The 21,595-nt window shown below is 53.8% G+C and carries 16 protein-coding genes; 9 read left to right on the forward strand and 7 right to left on the reverse strand.

Translation table 11 applies throughout. The features are described 5' to 3' along the window. Window positions 1-7 precede the first annotated feature (7 nt). The 5 genes from rpoN (at window position 8) to npr (ending at window position 3,575) form a co-directional block, all read left to right on the forward strand. Window positions 8-1,447: an RNA polymerase factor sigma-54 gene (gene rpoN / locus FHW71_RS12440; protein WP_154154511.1), complete on the forward strand. Its 1,440-nt coding sequence runs from the start codon at window positions 8-10 to the stop codon at window positions 1,445-1,447. Window positions 1,448-1,468: 21 nt separating this feature from the next. After that, window positions 1,469-1,756: a ribosome hibernation promoting factor gene (hpf, locus tag FHW71_RS12445; protein ID WP_008104375.1), complete on the forward strand. Its 288-nt coding sequence runs from the start codon at window positions 1,469-1,471 to the stop codon at window positions 1,754-1,756. A gap of 160 nt (window positions 1,757-1,916) precedes the next feature. Beyond that, a complete protein-coding gene (gene ptsN / locus FHW71_RS12450; RefSeq protein ID WP_175501705.1) occupies window positions 1,917-2,399 on the forward strand; it encodes a PTS IIA-like nitrogen regulatory protein PtsN in 483 nt (160 codons plus the stop codon). Window positions 2,400-2,451: 52 nt separating this feature from the next. Continuing rightward, window positions 2,452-3,306, forward strand: coding sequence for an RNase adapter RapZ (rapZ, locus tag FHW71_RS12455; RefSeq protein WP_008104378.1), 855 nt, complete (start codon window positions 2,452-2,454; stop codon window positions 3,304-3,306). Continuing rightward, window positions 3,303-3,575, forward strand: a complete 273-nt coding sequence (gene npr / locus FHW71_RS12460) for a PTS phosphocarrier protein NPr (RefSeq protein WP_179451887.1) — start codon at window positions 3,303-3,305, stop codon at window positions 3,573-3,575. The genes rapZ and npr overlap by 4 nt, the downstream gene beginning before the upstream one ends. 5 nt (window positions 3,576-3,580) lie before the next feature. On the opposite strand, the gene mtgA is transcribed toward npr, so the two are convergent. Both mtgA and arcB read right to left on the reverse strand, forming a co-directional pair. Next, entirely contained in the window at window positions 3,581-4,303 is a 723-nt protein-coding gene (gene mtgA, locus FHW71_RS12465) for a monofunctional biosynthetic peptidoglycan transglycosylase (protein WP_061718271.1), read from the reverse strand. Window positions 4,304-5,179: 876 nt separating this feature from the next. Further along, window positions 5,180-7,534 (reverse strand): aerobic respiration two-component sensor histidine kinase ArcB, encoded by a 2,355-nt coding sequence (gene arcB / locus FHW71_RS12470; RefSeq protein WP_179451886.1) that lies wholly within the window; start codon window positions 7,532-7,534, stop codon window positions 5,180-5,182. A 902-nt stretch (window positions 7,535-8,436) separates the two neighbouring features. Here arcB and FHW71_RS12475 point away from each other — a divergent pair. Next, complete coding sequence (locus tag FHW71_RS12475; protein WP_179451885.1) at window positions 8,437-13,968, forward strand: glutamate synthase-related protein; 5,532 nt, start codon at window positions 8,437-8,439, stop codon at window positions 13,966-13,968. Between the two features lie 69 nt (window positions 13,969-14,037). Next, window positions 14,038-15,786 (forward strand): sulfite reductase subunit alpha, encoded by a 1,749-nt coding sequence (locus FHW71_RS12480; protein ID WP_179451884.1) that lies wholly within the window; start codon window positions 14,038-14,040, stop codon window positions 15,784-15,786. Window positions 15,787-15,838: 52 nt separating this feature from the next. On the opposite strand, the gene sspB is transcribed toward FHW71_RS12480, so the two are convergent. The 5 genes from sspB to zapE form a co-directional block, all read right to left on the reverse strand. Beyond that, a complete protein-coding gene (gene sspB, locus FHW71_RS12485) occupies window positions 15,839-16,327 on the reverse strand; it encodes a ClpXP protease specificity-enhancing factor (protein ID WP_179451883.1) in 489 nt (162 codons plus the stop codon). Between the two features lie 3 nt (window positions 16,328-16,330). Then, the gene (gene sspA, locus FHW71_RS12490) at window positions 16,331-16,972 is read right to left on the reverse strand and encodes a stringent starvation protein SspA (protein WP_008104394.1); all 642 of its coding nucleotides are present in this window, start codon (window positions 16,970-16,972) and stop codon (window positions 16,331-16,333) included. Window positions 16,973-17,301: 329 nt separating this feature from the next. Then, on the reverse strand, window positions 17,302-17,694 hold the full coding sequence (gene rpsI / locus FHW71_RS12495; protein ID WP_007886600.1) for a 30S ribosomal protein S9: 393 nt from the start codon (window positions 17,692-17,694) through the stop codon (window positions 17,302-17,304). A gap of 15 nt (window positions 17,695-17,709) precedes the next feature. After that, on the reverse strand, window positions 17,710-18,138 hold the full coding sequence (gene rplM / locus FHW71_RS12500) for a 50S ribosomal protein L13 (protein ID WP_007886599.1): 429 nt from the start codon (window positions 18,136-18,138) through the stop codon (window positions 17,710-17,712). A gap of 238 nt (window positions 18,139-18,376) precedes the next feature. After that, entirely contained in the window at window positions 18,377-19,504 is a 1,128-nt protein-coding gene (zapE, locus tag FHW71_RS12505; protein ID WP_179451882.1) for a cell division protein ZapE, read from the reverse strand. 190 nt (window positions 19,505-19,694) lie between these two features. Here zapE and zapG point away from each other — a divergent pair, with 190 nt between their 5' ends. Further along, a complete protein-coding gene (zapG, locus tag FHW71_RS12510; RefSeq protein ID WP_008104398.1) occupies window positions 19,695-20,099 on the forward strand; it encodes a Z-ring associated protein ZapG in 405 nt (134 codons plus the stop codon). A gap of 104 nt (window positions 20,100-20,203) precedes the next feature. Next, window positions 20,204-21,574, forward strand: coding sequence for a serine endoprotease DegQ (gene degQ / locus FHW71_RS12515; RefSeq protein ID WP_179451881.1), 1,371 nt, complete (start codon window positions 20,204-20,206; stop codon window positions 21,572-21,574). The last annotated feature ends 21 nt before the right edge of the window (window positions 21,575-21,595 follow it).

A 21,595-nucleotide genomic window follows, 5' to 3' on the forward strand; every position in this document is an offset into this window, starting at 1 on the left:
CCGAATTATGAAGCAAGGTTTGCAACTCAGGCTCAGCCAACAGCTGGCGATGACTCCACAGTTGCAGCAAGCCATTCGCTTGCTGCAACTCTCTACGCTTGAACTCCAGCAAGAACTCCAACTGGCGCTGGAAAGCAATCCGCTGCTTGAACAAACCGATCTGCACGAAGAAGTCGACGCGCGCGAATTTCAGGAACAAGAGAGTGATTCATTAGACACGCGTGAAGCTCTTGAACAGAAAGACATGCCTGAAGATCTCCCGCTCGACGCCACCTGGGACGAAATCTACACTGCGGGCACGCCGTCAGGCACCGGCACCGATTACCAGGATGACGAACTGCCAATCTATCAGGGCGAAACCACGCAATCGCTGCAGGATTACCTGATGTGGCAGGTTGAGTTAACGCCGTTCACTGATACCGATCGCGCCATCGCTACATCCATTGTTGATGCCATTGACGACACCGGCTATCTCACCGTCAGCTTACAAGATATTTATGACAGTATTGGCGATGAAGAGCTGACGCTAGAAGAAGTTGAAGCCGTGCTCAAACGGGTGCAGCGTTTCGATCCGGTCGGCGTCGGTGCGCGTGATTTGCGTGATTGCCTGTTAGTGCAGCTTTCGCAATATGATGCCGCTACGCCCATGCTGGCGGAAGCGCGCCTGATTGTGAGCGAACATCTTGATCTGCTGGCCAACCATGACTTCCGCAGCCTGATGCGCGTAACGCGTCTGAAGGAAGAGGTGCTGAAAGAGGCGATGTTGCTGATTCAGTCACTCGATCCGCGCCCTGGCCAGTCAATCAATACCAGCGAACCGGAATATGTTATTCCCGATGTGCTGGTGCGCAAAATCAGCAAGCGCTGGACGGTTGAACTGAATTCCGACAGCATGCCGCGCCTGAAAATCAATCAGCAGTATGCTGCGATGGGCGGAGCAGGCCGTAATGAAAGCGATAATCAGTTTATTCGTAGCAACTTACAGGAAGCCAAGTGGCTGATTAAGAGCCTGGAGAGCCGTAACGACACGCTGCTGAAAGTGACACGCTGTATCGTTGAACAGCAGCAGGCGTTTTTTGAGCAGGGTGAGGAGTACATGCGTCCGATGGTGCTGGCGGATATCGCTCAGGCTGTTGATATGCACGAATCCACTATTTCCCGCGTGACCACGCAAAAGTATTTACACAGCCCGCGTGGCATCTTTGAACTGAAGTATTTTTTCTCCAGTCACGTCAACACCGAAGGCGGCGGCGAAGCCTCGTCCACGGCGATTCGTGCATTAGTGAAAAAATTGATCTCGGCGGAAAACCCCGCAAAACCCTTGAGCGACAGCAAACTGACCTCCATGTTATCCGAACAGGGCATCATGGTAGCGCGACGTACGGTTGCTAAATATCGCGAGTCTTTATCTATACCGCCATCAAACCAGCGTAAACAGCTAGTTTGACCGAACGAAGAAGGAAGACCTATGCAGCTAAACCTTACCGGACTTAATGTTGAGATTACCGAACCTCTGCGTGAATTTGTAAATACCAAATTTGCCAAACTGGAACACTATTTTGATCGCATCAATCAGGTTTATATTGTTCTGAAGGTAGAGAAGGTGACGCAGATTGCGGATGCAACACTTCACGTCAACGGCGGGGAGCTGCACGCCACATCGGAAGCGGAAGACATGTACGCGGCCATCGACGGGTTAATCGACAAGCTTTCCCGTCAGCTGACCAAACACAAAGACAAACTGAAAAAACACTAACCTTCACGCTTGCAGAGTGCTGACTGATTCGGCACTTAGAGCATAAATGGGGCGGATATTACCGCCCCGTTTTGTCATCTGCGCAAGCGCCAGCGGACGAAGGGCAATGAAATCAATCGCCTGAACCTCGCGGCTATGTGAACTCGCAAGTGAAACGATGATGAACAACGATCTAACACTGGAATTGAGCTCGGTCCTTTCACTGGACTGTACCCGTAGCGGCGTACACTGCCAGAGTAAAAAACGCGCGCTGGAAATTATCAGCGAGCTGGCAGCGAAGCAGCTCAATCTGCCGCACCAGACGCTTTTCGAAGCCATCCTGACCCGCGAACGTATGGGCAGTACCGGTATTGGCAACGGCATCGCCATTCCACATGGCAAGCTGGAGGAGGACACCTTACGCGCTGTCGGCGTGTTTATCAGCCTCGATCAGCCTATCGCTTTTGATGCGGTAGACAATCAGCCGGTTGACCTGCTGTTTGCCCTGCTGGTACCTGCGGACCAGTGTAAAACCCACTTGCACACGCTTTCGCTGGTTGCCAAACGTCTGGCGGATAAAACCGTATGTCGTCGTTTGCGTGCGGCACAGAGCGACGAAGAGCTCTACGCCATTATCACAGAAGCTCAGGAAGCACACTCTTAAGCGAGAAACACTTTTACCGGCCTGTTCGCCGGTTTAAAACGGGAGAAATGTGATGGTGCTGATGATCGTTAGCGGTCGGTCAGGCTCAGGAAAATCAGTCGCGCTGCGTGCCCTTGAAGATATGGGCTTCTACTGTGTCGACAACTTGCCGGTGGTATTGCTACCGGAGCTGGCGAATACCTTAACCGAACGCAATATCTCTGCGGCGGTCAGCATTGACGTGCGCAACATGCCGGAATCACCGGAAGTCTTTGAGGCCGCGCTCAATAATCTGCCGGATACCTTCTCGCCGCAGCTGCTGTTTCTCGATACCGATCGCAACACGCTGATTCGCCGCTACAGCGATACGCGTCGTCTGCATCCGCTCTCCAGCAAAAATCTGTCGCTGGAGAGTGCTATCGATGAAGAGAACGATCTGCTGGAGCCGCTGCGCTCACGCGCCGATCTGATTATCGATACGTCCGAGATGTCGGTTCATGAATTGGCGGAAATGCTACGTACGCGCCTGCTGGGCAAGCGCGAGCGTGAACTGACCATGGTGTTTGAGTCATTCGGCTTTAAACACGGCATTCCGATCGACGCCGATTATGTCTTCGATGTGCGTTTCCTGCCGAATCCGCACTGGGATCCTAAGCTGCGTCCGATGACCGGCCTGGATCGTCCGGTTGCCGCCTTCCTCGATCGTCACACCGAAGTGCACAACTTTATCTATCAAACGCGCAGCTATCTGGAACTGTGGCTGCCGATGCTGGAAACCAATAACCGCAGCTATCTCACCGTCGCCATCGGCTGTACTGGCGGAAAACATCGTTCAGTGTATATCGCTGAACAACTGGCGGATTATTTCCGTTCACGCGGTAAAAACGTGCAATCTCGTCATCGCACTCTGGAAAAACGCAAATCATGACCGTGAAGCAAACCGTTGAGATTCGTAACAAGCTGGGCATGCACGCGCGCCCGGCAATGAAGCTGTTCGAGCTGGTGCAGAGTTTTGATGCTGAAGTGTTGCTGCGTAACGAATCGGGCACCGAAGCCGAAGCCAGCAGCGTGATTGCGCTGCTGATGCTCGACTCAGCGAAAGGCGGCCATATTGAGATTGAAGCCAGCGGCCCGCAGGAAGAGCATGCGCTGGCAGCGGTTATTGAACTGTTTGAAGCGGGCTTTGACGAGGATTAAACCTATCAGTGCAGCTTGTAGCGATTGAGGAAACCCTCGCCGCCCAACTGGCGCATCTGCCGCATAATCCACTGCTGCCGCTGCCGCGTGTAGCCTGAAGGCGCATCGGCGCGGAAACGGATCGGATTGGGCAGCACCGCTGCCAGTAACGCCGCTTCAGACATCGTCAGGCGGCTAGCGGGTTTATGGAAATAGCGCTGTGAAGCTTCTTCCACGCCAAACACGCCGTCGCCAAATTCTGCGATATTAAGATAAACCGTCAGGATACGCCGCTTAGTCCACACGGTTTCGATTCCCACCGTTAATCCTGCTTCCAGCCCTTTACGCAACCAACTACGACCATCCCACAGAAACAAGTTTTTCGCCGTCTGCTGTGAAAGCGTTGAAGCACCGCGCATGCGTTCATTGCCATCGTTATCCAGCACTGACTGGATGGCATCGACATCAAAGCCCCAATGCTCGGGAAACTTTTGATCCTCAGAAGCGATAACTGCTAATGCCATCCACGGCGAGATTTCGTCCATGCCGACCCAATCCGAGTGCGCCACATAATCAAAGCGCCCAGTAAACCAGGCGCTGATTTGCCGTTCCACCATCACCGCTGAGAACGGTACCGGTAAAAAAGCAAACAGCAAAATGCCCGCTAACCAGATGCCAAGCCATGCCAGTAGCGCTTTAGCAATCAGCACTTTAATACGTTTTCCCAATGTCCCTTTACTCTTGCTCATGCAATTTTCTCTTACCTGTTCCCTGTATTAATCAATCACCCAAGTCACGATAGCGAATACCAACGATTAACCACTAAATTTTATCCTCAGACTGGTAAAGACGCCTGAAAAATTGTTGCCATCGCAATCAGTGTTCCTCTATTAGAGCCAATCACATCAAGCACTTCCGCCAAAAAGGAATCGGTTCCATAACGATCAATAGATCAAATGCTGCATGCATGAACACTTAACTGAATGTGATATCGCTCACGTAAATGCTTTCATGATGCTTAACTATCAATTTTATTGTTGTGCGAACTTGTTCATTGATAACAGAGACCATTCTGAAAAATGCGCCCAAATCTGTCTGATCCTGCATGCATTCGACCTCACGGATGGTAAAGCGATTTACCGCACGTTTGGTTTACATTATTCAATAAACTATAAACTGGAACTTTCCGTTTAAGGTTTCCAAAACGTTTTGGATAACCCGCCGAAAAATCTGTTTTTATCCATCAATATCAGAGTGTTAATCTTACTTAACCTCAATTTTTTGTCAGAATCAGATTTTCCATGCTTGTGTCAGGCTTTTCCTGCCGGTCACTGCAGCAAAACCAGGCAAAAAGCAGAACATTTGGTCAAAAAAAGTGCAATATGGCAAAGAAATTAATTCCTTGCTTGACTGTGTCAGCAAATTAATGTTTTCTGTATTTAATCGCTGCTCAACATCACACAATTTAATGAATCTTGTCGCAAGCATTGGCGAATTTGTTAAGGTGATTTTGAAGCGTTAACCAATACCGAACTGTTGCTTTCTTATTCGATTTCTAATAATAGCAGCAGTACCCATTTCCCTGGTGTTGGCGCAGTATTCGCGCACCCCAGTTTCGACTGGGGTCATTTTTTTCTAACGTCCTGTAATTTTTCCCGCTCTGCAACCCATTCACGTAACACGTTCACGTCATTGAGCCATTCATGTTTTAATTCGTCGACCCACTCTTGCACGTTGTCCCACCACGCTGGCAATTCCGGCGACTGAATCTGTTTCGCTAACTGCTGTAAATGCAGTAAGCCAACCGAACCTGCTGCACCTTTAATCTTGTGCCCTTCTTCAGCTATGCCTTTTTGATCGCGCGCCATCATGTTGGAATCCAGCACGTCGAGATAACCCGGCATCATCTGCTCAAACATAGTGAGGCTTTGGGTAATCAATCCTGGGCCAACCAGCTCAATGTATTGTTCCAGCATCGCCACATCCAACAGCGTGCGTGACTGCTCGTCTGATGACTCGCTGGCTATCTCTTCCTGCTCAGGCTGATAGTCCCAGAACTTCTTGATCACCGCCGTCAGCGCTGGCACGGCAAGCGGCTTGCTCAACACATCATCCATGCCGGCATCGAGATACTCTTTTTTGTCTTTTAGCACGTTAGCGGTCAATGCCACCAGCGGCGGCAGCGCCACATCGGCATAACGCTGATGGATAGCGCGCGACACGTCGAGGCCGGTCATATCCGGTAGCTGAATGTCGAGAAGCACCAGATCGAACTCCTGCGGATCAAACATCGCCAGCGCGTCTGTTCCGGTCATCGCGACGTCAACGCTGCAGCCCAGTTTCTCCAGCACTGAACGCGCCACGATGACGTTGAGCTCGATATCTTCCACCAGCAACACGTGCAGCGCCGGCAACGGCATGCTGTCATCCAGATTGTCGTCTTCTACTTCCTCAGCGACGCGTGGCGCGTTAATCTCGACGGTAAAGCAGGAACCCTGCCCCGCGACGCTACTGACACTGATATCGCCGCCCATCGCCTGTGCCAGACGACGCGAAACCGCTAAACCGATGCCGGTGCCCGTCGCTGGTTTGCCGCCATGTTGATCTTTCACCTGGTAATACATCGCGAAGATCTTATCCTGCTCTTCCTCCGGAATGCCCATGCCGGAATCCTGCACTTCAAAGTGCAGCGTTTCATCCTGACGATAGGCGACGCGCACCACAATCTCGCCCTGCTGGGTAAATTTCACGGCGTTGCCAATCAGGTTCCACAGAATCTGACGCAAGCGCGTACCATCCGCCGAGATTTTATGCGGCAGCGGCAACTCTGGCGCCATGACAAACTTCAGCCCTTTTGGCTGCGCCAGCAGGCCAGAGAGATTTTCCAGATCGGCGAGGAAGCCGGTGAAATCCAGCGGTTGATTATCCAGCTGCACTTTACGGCGCTCGATTTTGTCCACTTCGATCACGTCATTGAAGATGTTGCCCAGCGTGATGGCTGAAACGTGGATGGTTTTGAGGTACTTGAGTTGCTCCTGATTGAGATCGGTATCCAGCAGGATGCGGCTCAGCCCAACGATGCCATTCAGCGGCGTACGCAGCTCGTGGCTGATAGTAGAAATAAAGGTGGTCTTCTCACGGCTGGCGTTCTCCAGCGCGTCCTGATAGCGCTTACGCTCGGTAATATCGCGGCCAAAGCCCATTAGGCCACTGCGTTTACCCACACGGTCGTAATAGGGCACTTTACGGATTTCGAAACAGGCTTTGCGACCGTCGGGATATTGCAGCCACTGTTCGTACGTCAGCGATACATTGTGGCGGAACACCTTCTCATCAGTTTCCAGCACTTTAGTGGCGGCTTCGTCATCGTAGATATCGCGCGGAGTCAGGCCTATCAACTGCTTTTCACTCATTCCGGTTAGCAGTTCCATGGCGCGGTTACAACCGGAGAACTGCTTATCAATGTTGCGGTAGAACACCAAATCCGGTGATGCATCGAGGAAAGAGCGCAGGAAGGAGGATTGCTGTTCCAGCTCGATTTGCGCCTGCTCGCGTCGTGCCATCTCTTCGCGCAGCTTATCCATCACCTGCTCACGCGCCTGCTCAGCTTTAATACGATCGTTAATTTCCTGATTAAGCTGGGTGATGGTCTCCTTCATCTGCTGATTAAGCTCGAGATCGCGCGTACGCATCTCTTCCAGCTTATCCACCAGTTTTGACAGGCGTTGGCGCGACTCTTCCAGCTGATCGACCACCACCGAGAGGAAATAGACTGCCCAGGGCGTAATTAACAGACCGAAGAAGATGGAGCGGACAACGTCGATGCTTTCCACATGTCCGCGCAACACCATGGTGACGGCCATCTGCACCACCATCGCCAGTACGACCAGCGCCGAGGCTAACAGTAGCGAAAAACGCACCAGGCCGAGTTTGACCATCAAATCAACGTAGTACTGCGCTAAAAGACGAATCTGTTTCATTACGAGCTCCCTGAACGAAATCTGGCTCATGATAGCGTAATTATCGCTGCGCTGCCCCGCTTCACCCTGCCATATCACGCGGGTTATGCCCTGTAATGGTGCATCGCAGCGCGATTTCGCCGACGTTCCCTTCTATATGCGCAAAGCGCTTGACTAATTCTGCCAACTGAATAATCTGGAGGGCCGCGCTTTTGCGGGCCTTATCTCAACATCCTGTGCTAATCAGCACCCTGGCAGCCATTTTTCCTGATGGTTGCACCTCTTTATTGCATACCCATTCAACTTAAGTGATTTTTTAAGCACGCCTCGCGTGATTAATTTTACTAATGGCAGCCCCATTTTGATTCAAATATGACGCCATAAGAAAAACAGATACATGCTGTGTATCAACTGCCCCCAACAGAATTAAATGCTGTTATAACCCTTCCTGCCAGCATTGTTTGGATATTAGAGGGCTGGGTCACAGTGAGACGGCTCACACTTCCTGGGGGAATGCGCAGCGGGAGATTGACATAAATTTACGCAAAAAAACCTTAATAATCATTTGATTAAGTGACGAAAAAGCCAATTACCCGCAACAAAGCTGGCTATTTGACCTGAGTTCGCTTTCCCGATAAGTTGGAATTCCACTGGAAGCTTTCCTGGTGGGCCTGTGTCTCGGCATATCTATGCAGCAAGAAGCCTCCCTCTGGATGCAAGCTATCTCCCGAAAGAGACCGGAATAAAAAGAGCAGCTCATTAAGGACGTGACAACAGTGTCTTGAGAGCCCTTGCTCGGTGCTGCGACGCCCGCTCTTTACTGAGCGGCACAAGAATTGATACCGCCGCGTTGGCTCTAAATGCCACGCTGCGGTACGCGAAATAATGCAGGTAATGTCAAAAGAAGTTTAAGGAGACTCTCAATGTCCACGCAAAAACCGAATCCCTATGGTTTGTATGACCCATCAGCCGGAAGTGACAGCTGTGGTGTAGGTTTCATTACCCGTAAGGACGGCGAGCAGACTCATGAGATTCTGCGGATGGCCCATAGCGCGCTATGCACAGTCCCGCACCGTGGCGGCATGTCTGCCGAAGGCGTGGGCGATGGCGCGGGTGTAAACGTCGATCTCTCCCTGAACTTCTTCCGCAAGGTTACCGGTCTGGCGCTGGAAGCCGGCCGTTTCGGCGTCGGTAACTTTTTTGTGCCAAAAGATGCAGAGCTGCGCGCCAACGCTGAGCGTTTGGTTGAAGAAACGCTGGCGGCGCATAACTTCCCGATCTTAGTGAAACGCGATATGCCGCTCGACGGCAGCGTGACGCGCCCGGCCGCCCTGCAATTCCAGCTGCCAATTGTGCAGTGGATTTTTGCCGCGCCGCAGGAAGTGACTGAACAACTCGAATTCGAGCGCCAGATTTATCGCGCGCTGCTGGATATCGAAGCACGCGCCTTTACCGAAAGCGAATTCGGCGGCCTCTATCCGCTGTCGCTCTCTTCGCGCACGCAGGTGTTTAAAGCACGCCTGAACTCCAACGAAGTGATCCCGTACTTCAAAGATTTGACCGATGCGGACCATCAGGTGCGCGGGCTGTTTTTCCACACCCGCTTCTCGACCAACACCGATCCGCATACCACCATGGCGCAACCGTTCCGTTTAATGGCGCACAACGGCGAGCTGAACACCGATCGTAAAAACCGCATTGCTGAAGCGGCACTGATGCTGGCGCGCGGTAAAAAAATCGTGCGTCCAAAAGGTCAGTCAGACAGCTCACGTCTCGACCAGAGCATCCACAGCCGTTTGATGGAAGATAATCTCGATCTGATCAACGCCGTGGTTTCGATGATGCCGCCGGCGTGGGAGAACGATACGTCACTCTCAAACGAAGTGCGCGCCATGCTCGAATACTTCTCTTTATATGAAGAGAAAAACGATGGCCCAGCTGCACTGATCTTCGGTAACGGTGAAGTGATCGGCGCGCGTCTTGACCGCCTCGGCCTGCGTCCGCTGCGTTCCGTTGAAACTGAGGAATACATCGGTGCGATGTCTGAAGCAGGCCAGATCGCCTTCCCACCGGAAAGCGTTCTGCGTCGTGGCCGCATCGAAGCGGGCGGCATGCTCTATTACGATCACAAAGAGAAACGCTCTTACACCACGGTTGAAGCGCTGGAAAAACTGGCAGCCGAAAAAGATTACCTGTCGCTGCTGAGCAAAGCGCGTATCGATCTCGCCGACCTGCCGGAAATTCAGGCGGAGCAACTCGGCTCGCCGCTGCGTTATCGTGGTGACCTCAAAACCTATCAGCGTTTTGTCGCCTACTACTACAACCAGGAAAGCTTCAAATTCATGATGGACCCGATGCTGCAAACCGGCGCTGAGAAGATCTCAGCAATGGGTTACGGCAACGCCATCAATGGCCTGTCCGATCACGAAGGCGGCATGGCGCACTACTTCTCACAACGTTTTGCGCAAGTCACCAACCCACCGCTCGATTCGATTCGTGAAGCGGACGGCATGACGCTGCGTGTTGCTCTAGGTGCAAAACCGCATCTCGGCCGCAGCAAAGGCCAGCAAATCATTGTCCCGACGCCAATCCTGACCCACCTAGACATGCTGCGCCTGCGCGAGCAAACCGTCGCACCTTATGCGCGCTTCGAGATGCTGTACGAGCCAGTCGTTGGCAAAGATATCGTCAGCCGTGCGGCCAACGCCAACGCGCTGGAAAAAGCCATTGATGACTTAGCCCAGCAGGTGGTGGATTTCGCACGCCAGCAAGGCGGCATCGCGGTGATCACCGACCGTCATATCTCCTCAACGCACGCAGCGATTCCGATGCTGCTGATGGTGTCGGCGATCAACCAGCGCTTAGTGCAGGAAGGTCTGCGTCTGGATGTTTCGCTGGTAGTCGAAAGTGGTCAAAGCATCTCTTCACACCACATCGCGGCGACGCTGGGCTTCGGTGCTTCTGCCGTTTACCCACTCGGCGTGCAGATGCGTGCGGAAGAGAAATTTGGTGAAGGCGAAGAAGGCAACAAAGCCTTTAAACGCTATGCCAAAGCAGCCGAAAAAGCGCTGATGAAAACCATGGGTAAAGTCGGCCTGTGTACTGTTGAGAGCTACAGCTGCGGCGAGTTCTTCGAGCCGAACTTCCTGAATACCGACGATCCGGTATTGAAGAAATATTTCCCGAATATCAAAACTCCTGTCGGCGGCGCGGGCTTCCCGGCGATCGCTCAGATGGCAGTTGACTGGCACCAGAGCTCGTTGAAAATTCAGGGCGAAGCGGAAGTGCCATTGCTCGGCCTGTTCAAAGAGCGTGCTGAAGGCGCGGGACACTCGTACGGTACCATCGCGGTACGTACCTTTATCGATATGACGGAACAGCCGATTCGCTTTGCTAATAAAGAGCGCGAAGAGGACAACTTTATTCGTTTGATGACGCTGGCCAAACTGGATAACGCGTTCAACATCAAAGCAGAAGCCTTTAAAGACAGCAGCTTCGAGCGTATTCCGAATGATGTGATCGACACCTTTGCCATTACGCCAGATTACCGTCAGTTCTCCGGCCTGATGCATGCCGAGCGTAAACGTCGTCCTGCGGCGCTGCGCGACATCCTGGCGCTGCCATGCGATTTGACCCACGTTGATAGCGAAGCCGAATTCGGCCGCAAACTGGGCCGCTACTCGCTGGTGAACAACGGCTTCGCTACGCGTGGCCTGAAGTGTGAAGCGGTGAACGGCAGCCTGAACCAGTTCGAGCTGCGTCTCATTGATGCGATTGCAGGTCTGAAATCAGAGAACGAGCGCCTTGAAGCGCTGGCGCGTGCGCTGAAAACCCGTTTCACCGACGATATCGAAAGCAGCAGCGTGGCGGATGGCGTGCTGCACATCACCGCTTACGGCAAAGCTGCTGATTATCTGTCACTGATCTTCACCGCGCTGCCATCGCTGCCGCTGGAAGAGATTCAACCGGCACATGAAATCACGCGTACCTTTGCTTCCGGTGCGATGAGCCACGGTGCGCTGGTGGCGCCTGCGCACGAAGCTGTCGCGCACGGTACCAACATGGTTGGCGGCATGAGTAACTGCGGCGAAGGTGGCGAGCACTATTCACGTCACGGCACCATCCGCGCCTCACGTATCAAGCAGTTGGCATCCGGTCGTTTCGGCGTGTGGGCGGCTTATCTGGCTGACCCGATGCTGGAAGAGCTGGAGATCAAAATCGGTCAGGGCGCGAAGCCCGGTGAAGGCGGTCAGTTGCCGGCACCGAAAGTGACCGTTGAGATTGCCGCAGCGCGCGGCGGCACGCCGGGCGTCGAGCTTGTTTCACCGCCGCCGCACCACGACACTTACTCCATCGAAGATTTGGCACAGCTGATCCATGACTGTAAAGCCGCGCGCGTGCGCGTCATCGTCAAGCTGGTTTCATCTGAAGGTATCGGCACCATCGCCGTCGGCGTGGCGAAAGCCGGCGCGGATGTGATTAACGTCGCGGGTAATACCGGCGGCACCGGCGCAGCTTCCGTTACCAGCCTGAAATATACCGGCCGCGTCGCGGAGATCGGTATCGCTGAAGTGCATCAGGCGCTGTGTGCTAACGGCCTGCGCGACAAAGTGCAGCTGCGCTGCTCCGGCGCGCAGCAGACCGGCAGCGATGTGATCAAATCAGCCCTGCTCGGTGGCGACAGCTTCGAGTTCGGCACCACCGCGCTGATGATGTTGAAATGCGTGATGGCGAAAAACTGTAACGTCAAATGCCCGGCCGGTTTAACCACCAACGCCGAAGCCTTTGATGGTGATCCGCGTCAGCTGGCGCAGTACTTCATCAACGTGGCGCAGGAAGTGCGTGAGTTCCTCGCCCGCCTCGGCTTGCGTTCTCTGCGTGAAGCGCGTGGCCGTTCGGATCTACTGCACTTGATGGATCACCCGCTGGAAGTCGGCAAACTGGATCTGCGCGCGATGTTGACCGTGGTGCCAGAACAGAAAATTGCTAAGCCGGTGTATCTGGAAAAAGATTTTGAACTGGATGATGGCTGGGTTAACGAGCTGAAAACGCAGCTGGTTGGCGCGGCAAGCCGTGAAATCGCGCTGGGCGCGGGCATCACCCTGAACAACCGTAACAAGAGCGTGGGTGGTCAGCTGGCGATCGATATCGAGCGCATGCTGAACCATGAATTACCTAAAGATCAACTGGCAGCATTGCCAGCGGTCATGAAAGACGATCGCGGTCGTCATTATCTGGCACCGCGTAGCGTGCTGATTAATACCAGCGGTTCTGCCGGCCAGTCGTTCGGCGCGTTCTGCAATGACGGCATGCAAATGAAGCATTACGGCACCTGCAACGACGGCGTTGGCAAAGGCCAGTGCGGCGGCGAACTGGTGGTGATGTCACCGGGCGGTGGCGCACAGGACAGCGATGGCAACGTGTTGATCGGTAACTTCGCGCTGTTTGGCGCGACCGGCGGTCGTCTGTTTGTTCAGGGCCAGGCGGGTGACCGCTTCGCCGTGCGTAACTCCGGCGCAACTGCGGTAGTTGAAGGCGTTGGTGACTTCTGCTGCGAATACATGACCAACGGCGCCATTCTTAACCTTGGCACCTTTGGTAAAGGCTTCGGCAACGGCATGAGCGGCGGTTTCGCTTACCAGTACGACCCGTATGGATCGCTGGCTGCGCACGCGGCAGGTGATTCGGTGCTGTTTGGCTCCATCGCCGATGAAGATGAAATGGCGCAGGTGCACAAACAAGCGGTGCTGACCATGCTTAACTGGCATCTGGAAGCAACCCAATCGCCACGCGCGGCCTGGCTGCTGGATAACTGGGAAACCGAGTGCCATCACTTTGTATATGTGATGCCGCGTTCGCTGCTGCTGTATCAGGATGGCACCGAAATCCTCAAAGCCAAATCACGTAAAGACTTGCTCGAAGAGCTCTCAACGTCGCTGGCTGCGCATCAGGTGACGAAGTTCAAATCGGCCTGGCGTGACGGTAAAACCATTGCTAACGGTGCTGTTCCGGCTTACGGCGCGACAGATACGCTGGAGATGTTTGTTCTGCTGAACAACTACACCGTTCTCAGCCTCGCGCAGCAGCTGGCGCTGGGCAAACTGCCGAAAGGCACGGCGGTGGAAGATCCGGCGGTGGAAAAAGCGGTACGCAATCTGCTGATGACCGAAGATTTCACCTTAATAAGCCGACTGCAACGTCATGCACGCTCTGCGATTGAGAGCTACAGCGATGACGAGCTGGCAAGCCTGATCGCCGCTAAACGTATGGCAGATTACAAAGCGGCATTAACGCAGCGCAACATTCGCTCCATGGACAGCCTGGCGACATATGGCTGGATCATTTATCAGGATGCCTGCAACCGTGAAGTACTGGGCCATCTGCCTGATTTTGAAGAGCTGTTTGCGCGTGCTGCACTGCCAGAAATCGCAGCTGCAGTCGGGAAACTTTCCTGATTACAGTGCTACTGAACATGTGTAATTTAGTTTTTATATTTTGATTGAACAGGATTGAGTGCCTTACCGATGAAAATTCCTTACATTCCTGAAGATGCACCGTTTAACGGTGAGCAGAAATACTGGCTGGCGGGCTTCCTCGCCGGTCTCCATTCGCGCCTGCTGGTATTAGAAGACAAGCAGAGCGCACCGGCTGCGGGTGCAAACACCCAGCTGCATATCCTGTTCGGTTCACAGACCGGTAACGCTGAAGCGTTGTCGCAAACAGCAGCTAAAGCCGCACGCGCCAAAGGTTTGGTGCCGGTGGTGCAGGCGCTGGGCGAAGTGGATTTGGATGTGTTCGCTACCATGCGTCACGTGCTGATCGTCACCTCGACTTACGGCGAAGGCGAAATGCCGGATAACGCTCAGCTGTTCTGGAACGCGATTTCAGCCAGCACCGCGCCGCGTCTGGAGCAGATGCACTTTGCGGTATTGGCGATTGGCGACACCGGCTACGACGGTTTCTGCCAGGCTGGTAAATTCATCGATATGCGTCTGGAGCAGCTCGGTGCGAAACGCGTCGCCGATCGTATCGACTGCGATATCGACTTCGAAGAACCATCCAGCGAATGGATTGGCACGGCAATGCCGCAATTCGCCGCCAGTGCGGGCAGCAGCGGTAATGCATTAGAAAGCGCGCCAGAAGCCCCTGTCATTCCGGGCAGCAACAAACAAAACCCTTATGCGGCCGCATTGGCGACCAACAAGCGCCTGTCGGCTCAAGAGTCGGCGAAAGATATTCGTCACTTTGAGTTTGATCTCACCGACAGCGGTCTGAAATATGAAGCGGGCGATGCGCTGGGTGTTATCCCGGTGAACGACGCGTCACTGGTTTCACTGCTGCTGACCCAGCTGAAAGCAGACTACGAGACGCCGGTACCTGGCTTTGATCGTAACCTTGGCGATCTGCTGACTTATCAGTTCGAAATTTCCGAGCCGTCACGCAAACTGATTGAATGGGTTGGTCAGAACACCACCAACCAGGAATTGCGTCACGTGTTGCAGCACGACGACAAAGATACCCTTGCCGTTTGGCTGTGGGGCAAAGACACGCTGGATCTGCTGCAGCTTGAGCTGACGCGCAGCTTGTCGGTGCCGGAATTCGTTGCCATGCTGCGTCCACTGCAGCATCGCGCTTACTCCATCTCGTCGAGCTCGAAAGCGCATCCAAATCAGGTGCATCTGACCATCGCTTCCGTGCGCTACCATAGCGGCGGTCGCGAACGTAAAGGCGTGTGCTCAACCTATCTGGCTGAACGTGTACGTCGCGGCGAAAAGCCGGCGATCTTCATCTCGCCGAACAAAGCATTCCGCGTACCGTCAAACGGCAATGCGCCGCTGATTATGGTTGGACCAGGCACCGGTATCGCACCGTTCCGCGCCTTCCTGCAGGAACGTCAGGCAACGGGCGCAGAAGGTAAAAACTGGCTGTTCTTCGGTGACCAGCATCAGGCACACGATTACATCTACGAAGAAGAGCTGCAGGCATGGCAGGAGAAAGGTCTGCTGACTAATCTGGATCTGGCCTTCTCGCGCGATCAGGAAGAGAAGATCTACGTGCAAAATCGCATGCTGGAGAAAGGCGCTGAGCTGTACGCCTGGCTGCAGGATGGCGCGTACTTCTACGTGTGTGGCGATGCATCACGCATGGCAAAAGACGTTGATGCGGCGCTGTATGAAGTGGTTCGTCAGTTCGGTGGCTTGTCCAGCGAGCGTGCGGCGGCTTACGTTGATCAGCTGAAGAAAGATAAACGCTACTTGCGCGACGTCTACTAAGACGCGCAGGCATAAAAAAACGGGCCAAGCGGCCCGTTTTTTATTGCACGTTTTACTTCACCACTCGCAGTGAAGGTCGTCCTCCACGCGGCGGCGGCTCATCATCTGGCGAGTGATCTTCGTCAGTCGCATCATCCGGACGATCGCCATCAATCACAGACATCATCGTCTCTTCCTGACCGCTACCATCCTGATCGTCCGTTGCCAGCTCATAAGCCGGTTCCGGTTCGAACATGGTGCCAGCGCCGTTTTCACGGGCATAAATCGCCAGAACCGCAGCCATCGGCACAGAAACCTGACGCGGTACGCCACCGAAACGCGCGTTGAAACGCACTTCATCATTGGCGAGATCCAGATTGCCTACCGCACGCGGCGCGATGTTCAGAACGATCTGCCCATCACGCGCATATTCCAGCGGCACCTGCACACCAGGCAGATTGATGTCGACCACCAGATGCGGCGTCAACTGATTATCAAGCAACCAGTCGTAGAACGCCCGCAACAAGTAAGGACGACGCGCCGTTAGTTGCGACATTTCCATACATTAGCCCCGAGCTTGCAGGCGCATTTCACGTTCTGCTTCAGTCAGTGACGCAAGGAAAGAGTCACGTTCAAACACGCGCGTCATATAGCCTTTCAGCTCTTTAGAACCCGCGCCAGACAGATCAACACCCATCTGCGGCAAGCGCCACAGCAGCGGCGCCAGATAGCAATCCACCAGGCTGAACTCTTCGCTCATGAAGAACGGCGTGCGTGCGAACAGTGGCGCAATCGCCAGCAGCTCTTCACGCAGTTGCTTGCGCGCTGCATCGGCTTCTGCACCGTTGGCGGTTTCGATGGTGCGCATCAAGCTGTACCAATCCTGCTCAATGCGGTGCATCATCAGACGGCTTTCACCGCGCGCGACCGGATAAACCGGCATCAGCGGTGGATGCGGGAAACGCTCATCGAGGTATTCCATGATGATGCGTGATTCATACAGCGTCAGTTCACGGTCGACCAGCGTCGGTACGGTGCGATACGGGTTGAGGTCAATCAGATCCTGCGGCAGGTTATCCGTTTCAACCTGCTCGATCTCCACGCTGACGCCCTTCTCAGCCAGTACGATACGTACTTGATGGCTGAAAATGTCAGTCGGACCAGAAAACAGCGTCATTACCGAACGTTTGTTGGCAGCGACAGCCATGAAAACCTCCAAGTTTGTTCACAAAAAGATACTGCGAATAGCCAACCACGCGGCGACTCACCGGCTCATCAGATTCGCCTACCGTCAGCGTTAGTCGCATCGTCCGGTCTTCCCGACAGGAACGACAAGCACAACGCTGCTTCTCGCAGGCGCAAAGTGACAGTGAGTTTACCAGATTTTAAGCAGCTTGTGGGGCGGGCGTGATGATTTGCGGGCAAAATGCGGGTAAAGCTCGCGTTTTTCGTGGGAAAAAATCATAAATGCAGGTAATAAAAAACCCGCCGAAGCGGGTTTTTTGAGCCAACTGCCGCTGCCAAAGCAGCAAACAATTAACGCTTGGAGAACTGCGGACGACGACGTGCTTTACGCAGGCCGACTTTCTTACGTTCAACTTCACGCGCATCACGGGTAACGAAGCCCGCTTTACGCAGTTCAGAACGCAGAGACTCGTCGTACTCCATCAGAGCGCGTGTGATACCGTGACGGATCGCACCAGCCTGACCAGAAATACCACCACCTTTAACAGTGATGTACAGGTCAAATTTACCAACCATATCAACCAGCTCCAGCGGCTGACGCACGACCATGCGTGCAGTCTCGCGACCGAAGTATTGCTCCAAAGAGCGCTGGTTAATTACGATGTTACCGCTACCCGGCTTGATGAAGACGCGAGCGGCAGAGCTTTTGCGGCGACCAGTGCCGTAGTTTTGAGTTTCAGCCATTGCCTATAATCCCGATTAAATGTCAAGAACTTGCGGTTGCTGCGCCGCGTGGTTGTGCTCGTTGCCTGCGTAAACTTTCAGTTTACGGTACATAGCACGACCCAGTGGGCCTTTCGGCAGCATGCCTTTAACCGCGATTTCAATCACACGCTCAGGACGGCGCTCGATCATCTCTGCAAAGGTCGCTTGCTTGATACCACCGATGTGGCCAGTGTGGTGATAGTAAATCTTGTCAGTACGCTTGTTGCCGGTTACAGCAACTTTTTCTGCGTTCAGAACGATGATGTAATCACCGGTATCAACGTGCGGAGTGTATTCCGCTTTATGCTTACCACGCAGACGGCGCGCCAGTTCAGTCGCCAGGCGACCCAAGGTTTTGCCCGTTGCGTCAACAACATACCAGTCACGCTGTACGGTTTCTGGTTTAGCTGTAAAAGTTTTCATTGAAAAGCTTACCCAAATAAAAAGTTACACGTTGGTGAAATCCCAAACGCTAAGTAAACGATTGAGGCTCACACGACCATTTTGCCCAGCAAGCCACCCCTTCAAGTGAGTTACCGGATCACATCGAGTTCTTGGGAAAGAAAACCGATGCTGTAACGTGGGGTCGCAAGATTATAGAGAAGTCGAACTCAAAGATCGAACCTTTTTGCATCTAAAACCTACGATTTATGCCACGTCATCAGGGCAGATGCGGCAGACGCAAATACTCTTCGCTCTGCATCTCCTGCAAACGCGACAAGCAGCGCTGATACTCAAACTTCAAGCGTGTGCCCTGATAAATTTCAAACAGTGATGTTTCAGCCGCGACAACCAGTTTCACGTGGCGTTCGTAGAATTCATCGATCAGCGCCAGGAAGCGGCGCGCCTGATCTTCGGTCTTATAAATCATCACCGGCACATCATACAGCAAGACGCTGTGAAAACGGCGTGAGAGCTCAATATAGTCGTGCTGACTGCGCCCTTCGCCGCACAGCGTCAGGAAATTGATCGCCAGCACGCCTTCATGCACACCGAGCGTCGGCATCTGACGATGGTTGATCTCCAGCACCGGCGCGTCTTCACGCGCTTTGCCTGACAGCGCGCGGAACATGCGCTCCATTTCACTGTGCGTGGCATCGTTGAGCGGGAAGTTCCACAAATGCGCCGAGGTTAAGGTGCGCAAGCGGTAATCGATGCCGGCGTCAACGTTCATCACTTCACAATGACGCTTGATTTGTTCGATAGCTGGCAGGAAACGCGGGCGCTGCAGGCCATTGCGATAGAGTTCATCAGGCGGAATATTCGAGGTTGCCACCAGCGAAATGCCGCGCGCAAACAGTGCTTCCATCAGCGTGCCCAGCAGCATCGCATCGGTAATATCCGAGACAAAAAACTCATCGAAACAGAGAATGTCGGTTTCCGCTTTAAAGCGGTCGGCAACAATCAACAACGGATCGCTGTGGCCTTGCAGCTGCGTCAGCTCCTGATGGACACGCAGCATAAAGCGGTGGAAATGCAGGCGCAGCTTACGATCACCAGGAATTGACTGAAAAAACAGATCCATCACCCAGGTTTTACCGCGACCCACACCGCCCCACATATAGAGGCCGCGTACTGGCGCTTCGTGGGTGCTTTTCTCTTTATTGATCATCTTAGACAAGCGGCCAAACAGACCTTTGGCAGCCGGTTCAACCTGTTGCTGGCGGGCAATCAATCCTTGCTGGATGGTATCTAAGCGGGTAATCGCTTCTCGTTGTACGTCATCCGGGCGGAATTCGCCCTGCGACAGCGCCTGCTCGTAGCGTGCAAGCGGAGATGAGGTTTGCATGGTTCTCTCAGAATCCCTGAAAAAGTCCGATTCACGGGTCGGTTGACGAAAATTAGGCCGCTCTACACTAAGCGATGCAGCCCGATAGTTCCACTTCCAATAGATTATTGGGTATAGTGGCTGCTATTGAAGTTGATGTTGCAACAGAAGCAATGCCCTACGAAACAACGGAAATTACACGGGAGTCATTATGACCTGGGAATACGGGCTGATTGGTTTAGTGATTGGCATTATTGTCGGCGCAGTCGTCATGCGTTTTGGCAACAAGAAGCTGCGCGAGCAGCGTAGCATGCAGTATGAACTGGAAAAAACGAAGTCGGAGCTGGCGGATTACCGCGAGGAGCTCACTAACCACTTCGCCCGCAGCGCCGAGCTGCTGGACAACATGGCGCATGATTATCGCCAGCTGTATCAGCACATGGCGAAAGGGTCTAATGACCTGCTGCCAAATCTGCCAGGCGAAAAAAATCCGTTTGCCTACCAGCTGACGGAAGCCGAAGCGGATAACGATCAGGCGCCGGTACAGATGCCGCGCGATTACTCTGAAGGCGCATCCGGCCTGTTACGTGGCAGCGACCGCGCACCGCGTAATTAATCCTTTTGGGGCACAGCTTGGCTGTGCCCTTTTTGTTTTCGAACACAAACCACAAACTACTGTCACACTTCTTTTATCCCTTTCGCAGCGAGAGCGTTGTAGCAATGAAAAAACAAGCACGTCTGTTAAGCGCATTAGCCTTGGGTATCGGGATGAGTTTGGCTGCGGCGCCGAGTGCGCTGGCGACTCTTCCCGCCCAGATTCAGGGACAAGCATTGCCAAGCCTGGCACCGATGCTGGAAAAAGTTCTGCCCGCAGTAGTGAGCGTGCGTGTTGAAGGTACCGACAGCGGCCAGCAGGCGCAGGAGATTCCTGAACCGCTGAAGCGCTTTTTTGGTCAGGCACCGGGACAATCACAGCCGCAGCCCTTTGAAGGTCTGGGTTCTGGCGTGATCATCGATGCCGCTAAAGGCTACATCCTCACCAACAATCATGTGGTCAGCAACGCCGATAAAATCAGCGTTCAATTGGGTGACGGTAACGAATATGACGCTAAGTTAATTGGTCACGATGAACAAACCGACATCGCCTTGATTCAGGTTGAAGGCGCGAAAAATCTCACGCAGATAAAAATCGCCGATTCCGATTCGCTCAAAGTGGGTGATTTTGCCGTGGCCATCGGAAATCCGTTTGGTCTGGGTCAAACGGCCACATCGGGCATTATCTCCGCGCTGGGTCGTAGCGGCCTGAATCTGGAAGGACTGGAGAACTTCATTCAGACCGATGCCGCAATTAACCGCGGTAACTCCGGCGGAGCGCTGGTGAACCTGAATGGCGAGTTGATTGGTATCAACACCGCGATTCTGGCCTCGAGCGGCGGCAACATCGGCATTGGCTTCGCCATTCCTGCCAACATGGCGATGAATCTGGCGCATCAGCTGATTCAGTTCGGCGAAGTGAAGCGCGGCCAGCTCGGCATCAAAGGCACGGAAATGACCGCCGATATCGCCAAAGCGTTTAACGTTGATGCGCAGCGCGGTGCCTTTGTTTCGGAAGTGCTGCCGAAGTCAGCCGCCGAGAAAGCAGGCATCAAAGCCGGCGATATCATTACCTCGATCAATGATAAGCCGATCACCAGCTTTGCTGAGCTGCGCGTGAAAGTCGGTACCACGCCGCCGGGCCAGGACGTGAAAATCGGCCTGCTGCGTGAAGGCAAACCGGTAAACGTCACCGTTACACTGGAACAGAGCGCGCAAACCACCGCCAGCGCACAATTGATGTCTCCGGCACTGCAAGGCGCAACGCTGAGCGACGGCACGACCAAAACCGGTGATAAAGGCGTGAAAGTCGATGCCATCGAAAAAGGCACACCAGCAGAGCAAGTTGGTTTGCAGAAAGACGATGTGATCATCGGCGTGAACCGTAATCGCGTCGCTTCAATTGCCGAAATGCGCAAAGTGCTGGAAGGCAAACCGCCGGTGCTGGCACTGAACGTGGTGCGCGGCGAAGAGAGTATTTACCTGCTTCTGCGATAATCCTCGCATCAGGCGGACAAG

Source organism: Enterobacter sp. Sphag1F (assembly GCF_014193275.1).
GTDB lineage: Bacteria > Pseudomonadota > Gammaproteobacteria > Enterobacterales > Enterobacteriaceae > Pantoea > Pantoea symbiotica.

What these genes read in the sequence shown, in the direction of transcription:
- rpoN (WP_154154511.1), top strand. Translation starts at nt 8, where the DNA reads ATGAAGCAAGGTTTGCAACTCAGGCTCAGCCAACAGCTGGCGATGACT.
- hpf (WP_008104375.1), top strand. Translation starts at nt 1,469, where the DNA reads ATGCAGCTAAACCTTACCGGACTTAATGTTGAGATTACCGAACCTCTG.
- ptsN (WP_175501705.1), top strand. Translation starts at nt 1,917, where the DNA reads ATGAACAACGATCTAACACTGGAATTGAGCTCGGTCCTTTCACTGGAC.
- rapZ (WP_008104378.1), top strand. Translation starts at nt 2,452, where the DNA reads ATGGTGCTGATGATCGTTAGCGGTCGGTCAGGCTCAGGAAAATCAGTC.
- npr (WP_179451887.1), top strand. Translation starts at nt 3,303, where the DNA reads ATGACCGTGAAGCAAACCGTTGAGATTCGTAACAAGCTGGGCATGCAC.
- mtgA (WP_061718271.1), bottom strand. Translation starts at nt 4,303, where the DNA reads ATGAGCAAGAGTAAAGGGACATTGGGAAAACGTATTAAAGTGCTGATT.
- arcB (WP_179451886.1), bottom strand. Translation starts at nt 7,534, where the DNA reads ATGAAACAGATTCGTCTTTTAGCGCAGTACTACGTTGATTTGATGGTC.
- FHW71_RS12475 (WP_179451885.1), top strand. Translation starts at nt 8,437, where the DNA reads ATGTCCACGCAAAAACCGAATCCCTATGGTTTGTATGACCCATCAGCC.
- FHW71_RS12480 (WP_179451884.1), top strand. Translation starts at nt 14,038, where the DNA reads ATGAAAATTCCTTACATTCCTGAAGATGCACCGTTTAACGGTGAGCAG.
- sspB (WP_179451883.1), bottom strand. Translation starts at nt 16,327, where the DNA reads ATGGAAATGTCGCAACTAACGGCGCGTCGTCCTTACTTGTTGCGGGCG.
- sspA (WP_008104394.1), bottom strand. Translation starts at nt 16,972, where the DNA reads ATGGCTGTCGCTGCCAACAAACGTTCGGTAATGACGCTGTTTTCTGGT.
- rpsI (WP_007886600.1), bottom strand. Translation starts at nt 17,694, where the DNA reads ATGGCTGAAACTCAAAACTACGGCACTGGTCGCCGCAAAAGCTCTGCC.
- rplM (WP_007886599.1), bottom strand. Translation starts at nt 18,138, where the DNA reads ATGAAAACTTTTACAGCTAAACCAGAAACCGTACAGCGTGACTGGTAT.
- zapE (WP_179451882.1), bottom strand. Translation starts at nt 19,504, where the DNA reads ATGCAAACCTCATCTCCGCTTGCACGCTACGAGCAGGCGCTGTCGCAG.
- zapG (WP_008104398.1), top strand. Translation starts at nt 19,695, where the DNA reads ATGACCTGGGAATACGGGCTGATTGGTTTAGTGATTGGCATTATTGTC.
- degQ (WP_179451881.1), top strand. Translation starts at nt 20,204, where the DNA reads ATGAAAAAACAAGCACGTCTGTTAAGCGCATTAGCCTTGGGTATCGGG.